The sequence below is a fragment of the Sulfuricurvum sp. genome, from assembly GCF_049305995.1.
Classification (GTDB): Bacteria; Campylobacterota; Campylobacteria; order Campylobacterales; family Sulfurimonadaceae; genus Sulfuricurvum.
Map to the genome: position 1 here is coordinate 1 of NZ_JBAQPS010000297.1, position 4,541 is coordinate 4,541.

The window sequence follows — 4,541 nt, forward strand, 5'->3', positions numbered from 1 at the left end:
GAAGAGGAGTGTGTAGGCAGGATTGAGGATAATTGCCTTTTGGTTGTTCATGATTGTAGTGAGCTGTGTTGCTAACTCTGGTTCTTCGATAGCGATATCTTCCCATGGGTAGAGTTTAAACCAATACTCATAAGGCTCTTCGGCAGAATCATATATCCCCTCATCATCGAACTTTACTCCACCTAGCGGCTCGAATCCGCTCTCAAATCCCGCATCGATTGCCATTTGCTGCAGCAGTCGAACGGTTTGTTCCTCTTCGATATTGCCGCTGATAGAGCTAAAGAGAATTTTCCATCCATCATAATGTTTTTCAAACTCACTCGGGTCATCGAACAGGGTGACAAGACGGCGGAAGTTGTCACTTAGAGCTTCGTAAATGTTGTTAAACTGACGCGCTTCATCCATGCCGTTGTGTTTGAGAAGTGCCCATTGTAAAATAGCCGTTTCAAAAAGAGCTGTAGGAGTATCCGCATTAAACTCGATCAGTTTGATCGGTGTTCCATTGATCCCTCCTGCAAGATCAAATCGTCCGTAAAGATGCCAGTGGACATCGTTTTCCCAACTTTTTTTGATGGTGTCGATGAGGTTAAAAGGGATACCGAGATCAAAAAATAGATTATTATCGATAATGTGTTGGGCTGCCGTAGCATACATATCGTAGAGTTCATTGGCCGCTTCATAGTAGGCTTCGGCTTCAGCGTCAGTGACAACGACGAGTTCATCAGCAATGTATTTGCTCTCATCACTATCCGTGTGCCAAGCGAATCCAAATTGCTCTAAGGTACGATCATCAATAGGCTTGATACTTTGAAGCGATACCATACTCATCCTCCGAAACTACTGCTAGAAGAGGTACTTCTAGACGCTGAGTTTCCGAAATAGCTTTTTTTCTGAGTATTTGATGCAGCATTGTTGTTCATCCCGCTTGCAGAGCGGTGATACGCCGAGCGATTGGAAGTCTCTTGGTGTCTTTGAACATTTTTGTTATTCATCAACGCATTTCCTATCATGTTACCTAACAATGCTCCTCCGGCAGCTGCTAGGATCGTTCCGGCTAGACCCATCCCTTCACCTTGAGGTTCTGCGTTGAGTTCTGATTTTCCCTCTTCCATTTTTTTGTACTCTTGATCGGCGAGTTCTTTCATCTCTGTTTCACTCATGACTCGTTCATGTACGGTACCGTTCTCGTCGGTCTCTTTGATGATCGCACGGCTAGGCCCGGTGGTTGGCATCTCTTCGACAATGACATATTTTCCGCTGCTGAGTTGCTCAACAACGAGAAATTTGTTTTGCCCTTCTGCTTGGACAGTTGATGGTTGTTCTTCCGGTGCGCTTTGGCATCCGCTTAGGGCACTAAGGACGACAAGTCCCATGGTTCCCATCATGATATGTTTGGCTGACGTGAAATGTTTCATAGTAAATCTCCTATCGTAATTGTTTTAAGTGGGTTGCATTGAGTAAAAAGATTTTCGAGGCACTTTGCTCTTGAAGTCCGCGATAATCTTCGATGATAACATCACTGACGGATCGACAAAATATTTCATCAAAGCTTTTTCCGCTTTCGTTGGCTGAGGTGGAATAGAGCCATCGGTATGGCTTTATAAGAGCCGCGTGTTCAGGGGTGCTGACATAGCGAAACGCTTGGTTTTTGACGACAAAGGTTGTTTTCTTACTGTGACGTACACGGTGCTTATGGAGGGAAGGGATGCGGATATCACGGCTAAGGTTTTTAAGCTCGGCATAGACTTTGAGAAAGGGTTTATCTCCTGTGCGCATTTTGATCTCTTCTAAGCGTTTAGCGTTTTGTGAGAGAAAACCGACGGTGGTGTCGGTTTGGGCGAGGAAAATTTTATCCATAGATTAAGGGATAAGATAATCTTGGAGGGCATGAGGTTCCATCCAACTGTCATCATTCATGTGCCCCATCGCTTCGATAGCAGCACGCGCTGCGCTGAGAGTCGTAAAATACGGTGTTCCCATTCGCAATACGATTTGACGGATTTGCTCGGCATCTTTTTTCGATGTTTTATTATCGGACGTGTTGATAGCAAGAGAGATCTCTCCATTTTTCATCACGTCTTCAATATTCGGACGTCCTTCAGAGATTTTAAGAACGGCTTCACATGGGATTCCCGCCGCTTCGATCACCTTTTGGGTACCGCGTGTTGCCACAAGTTTGAACCCTTGGTTGTACAATCCGCGTGCGATTTCAGGGGCGTGAGCTTTATCCATTTCGATAAAGGAGAGGAAACAGGTTCCCGATGTCGGGATTTTGTTTCCTGCGGCAAGCTGGCTTTTCGCGAAGCTGACTCCGAAGTTTTGGCTGATCCCCATAACTTCTCCGGTTGATTTCATCTCAGGAGAGAGAACCAAATCGGCACCGTAGAGTTTGTTGAACGGGAATACCGCCTCTTTGATCGCAACGTGCCCTTTGAGACGCGGTTTGAGCAATCCATCCGCTTCCATAACAACATTGTAGTTATCGTAGAATTTGAGGGCATTACGGAGTGTATCACCCACCATAACACGAGTTGCGACTTTCGCGAGCGGCATTCCGGTCGCTTTGGAGACAAACGGTACGGTACGTGATGCACGAGGGTTTACTTCGATGAGGTAAACCTCGTTTTGGTAGATCGCGTATTGGATATTTAAAAGCCCGATAACACCGAGACCCAATGCGATTTTTTTGGTTTGTTGCTCAACCTGCGCTTGAAGCTCTGCGCTGAGGCTTACCGGAGGGAGTGAACACGCACTGTCTCCTGAGTGAATCCCCGCCTCTTCGATATGCTGCATAACGGAGCCGATATAGACGTCGGTACCATCACTGATCGCATCGACATCGAGCTCAACTGCTTGATCGAGAAATTTATCAACCAAAACAGGAGAATCGTTGCTCACCGATACTGCAACATCCATATAGGTACGGAGTTCATCTTCGTTGTAGACGATACGCATAGCTCGTCCGCCCAAAACATACGATGGTCGTACGAGAACCGGATAACCAAGCTCTTCAGCAACGGCGAAGGCTTGCTCTTTCGTCATAGCGATACCGTTTTCAGGCTGTTTTAGCCCTTGCTCAACGACAAATGCTGAAAATTTCTCGCGGTTTTCTGCTAAGTCAATCACTTCCGCAGAGGTTCCGGCGATTTTGGCACCGATAGCATGGAGACCGTTTGCCAGTTTGAGAGGTGTTTGTCCTCCGAAGTGAACGATAATACCATCAGGCTGTTCCGCGTCTACGATGGAGCGGACGTGTTCGAAATCGATTGGCTCGAAATAAAGGACATCGGAGGTATCGTAGTCGGTAGATACCGTCTCAGGGTTACAGTTAACCATGATCGTCTCGATCCCCATCTCTTTGAGGGCAAATGAGGCGTGAACACAGCAATAGTCAAATTCGATACCTTGACCGATACGGTTTGGCCCGCCGCCGAGAATCATCACTTTTTTCTTGTCACTTTGACGTGGTGCTTGAAGTCCTAGACGGGTAATGTTGGTGGTTGAATAGAGATATGGGGTCAATGAACCGAACTCTGCCGCACAGGTATCGACTTCGTTGTATTCAAACATGATATTAAGAGCTTTGCGTGCTTCGTAGACATCATTCTCTTTTGCACTTCCACCGTTTAGGGTGATAAGACGCGCGATGTTTTTATCGGAGAACCCTTCGGTTTTGAGACGACGAAGTTGAGGCTCATCGGTGAGAGTTGTCGTTGTGATCAGTTTTTCTTGGGCAATAATCTCTTCGATTTGGGTTAGGAACCATGGATCGATTTTAGAGAGTTCAAATACCTCTTCTTTTGAAAGACCCATACGGAACCCTTGTCCTACGTAGAGGATACGCTCTGCATTCGGGCGGCGGATTTCGTGTTTGACAAATTCGAGATCTCCGTCGATCGGGTCGAAACCGCAAAGACCTGTCTCAAGAGAGCAGAGGGCTTTTTGAACTGATTCTTTGAACGTTCGTCCGATTGCCATCGCTTCACCGACTGATTTCATACTGGTGGTGAGGGTCGATTCCGCTTCGGGGAATTTCTCGAACGTGAAGCGCGGAACTTTGGTGACGATATAGTCGATAACCGGTTCAAACGCCGCAGGGGTTCCGGTGATATCGTTGGTGATCTCATCGAGGGTAAATCCGACTGCGAGGAGGGTTGCCACTTTGGCAATCGGATAACCGGTTGCTTTGGAAGCGAGTGCAGATGAGCGTGATACACGCGGATTCATCTCGATAACGATCATACGACCTGTTTCAGGATTGACGGAGAATTGTACGTTTGATCCACCTGTATCGACACCAATTTCTCTAAGAATAGCGAATGATGCATCACGCATACGCTGGTACTCTTTATCGGTCAATGTTAGGGCTGGGGCTATGGTGATAGAGTCTCCCGTATGGACACCCATAGGGTCGAAGTTTTCGATGGAACAGACGATGATACAGTTATCGTTACGATCGCGGATAACCTCCATCTCGTACTCTTTCCATCCCAGAAGTGATTCTTCGATCAAAATTTCGGTGATCGGAGACTCGTCCAATC

At 46.8% G+C, this 4,541-nt stretch carries 4 protein-coding genes; all 4 read right to left on the reverse strand.

What is annotated here, in order from left to right; all coding sequences use genetic code 11:
• Positions 1-822: glutathionylspermidine synthase family protein (locus WA010_RS10255; RefSeq protein WP_422557017.1), on the reverse strand; the 822-nt coding region annotated here is incomplete at its 3' end.
• 2 nt (positions 823-824) lie between these two features.
• Positions 825-1,415 (reverse strand): hypothetical protein, encoded by a 591-nt coding sequence (locus tag WA010_RS10260; RefSeq protein ID WP_422557018.1) that lies wholly within the window; start codon positions 1,413-1,415, stop codon positions 825-827.
• Between the two features lie 10 nt (positions 1,416-1,425).
• Complete coding sequence (locus WA010_RS10265; RefSeq protein ID WP_422557019.1) at positions 1,426-1,857, reverse strand: hypothetical protein; 432 nt, start codon at positions 1,855-1,857, stop codon at positions 1,426-1,428.
• Positions 1,858-1,860: 3 nt separating this feature from the next.
• The coding region (gene carB, locus WA010_RS10270) for a carbamoyl-phosphate synthase large subunit (protein WP_422557020.1) at positions 1,861-4,541 on the reverse strand (2,681 nt) is incomplete at its 5' end.

Coding starts and splice junctions, on each gene's coding strand:
- WA010_RS10260 (WP_422557018.1), bottom strand. CDS start 1,415: ATGAAACATTTCACGTCAGCCAAACATATCATGATGGGAACCATGGGA.
- WA010_RS10265 (WP_422557019.1), bottom strand. CDS start 1,857: ATGGATAAAATTTTCCTCGCCCAAACCGACACCACCGTCGGTTTTCTC.